We start from the raw sequence: 564 nt of genomic DNA on the forward strand, positions 1-564 counted from the left end.
ACTAGCTTTCTATGAATAAGCGTACTTATTTATCGCCTTAACTTTTGGTTTTCTAGCTTCCGCTCATAGCGATTAGCATGACTTCCTTCCTCTTCGTACGATAAGTCAACATCGATTCACTTACGTTCATCGTGTTTTCTTTATCTCCTGTGAGTCAGTCCAGTCTGTACATCGCTAAACATTCGCTTCCGCTTTTAGTTTGATGTCGTTGTTACTCTTATTTAGTTTTCAAGGTACAAAAATGGAGCCTAGCGGGATCGAACCGCTGACCTCCTGCGTGCAAGGCAGGCGCTCTCCCAGCTGAGCTAAGGCCCCGTGTGTTTATATATAATAGATGGTGGGCCTGAGTGGACTCGAACCACCGACCTCACGCTTATCAGGCGTGCGCTCTAACCAGCTGAGCTACAGGCCCATCTAACTATGTAGTAGAGAATTGATCTCTCAAAACTGAACCAAACAACCAAGTATGTCCTTACAAACCATTCGTAAAGAATGGTTCGCGTTCCGTAATTATCCTTAGAAAGGAGGTGATCCAGCCGCACCTTCCGATACGGCTACCTTGTT

Annotated in this window: 2 tRNA genes; both read right to left on the bottom strand. The window is 45.4% G+C overall.

Annotation, left to right across the window (positions count from 1 at the left end):
* Positions 1 to 242: 242 nt before the first annotated feature.
* Positions 243 to 315 (bottom strand) — tRNA-Ala (locus tag RVS70_RS21905).
* Between the two features lie 20 nt (positions 316 to 335).
* Positions 336 to 412 (bottom strand) — tRNA-Ile (locus RVS70_RS21910).
* Between the last annotated feature and the right edge of the window lie 152 nt (positions 413 to 564).

Origin of the sequence: Virgibacillus sp. M23 (genome assembly GCF_034190895.1) — a bacterium.
Lineage (GTDB): Bacteria > Bacillota > Bacilli > Bacillales > Amphibacillaceae > Virgibacillus > Virgibacillus salarius.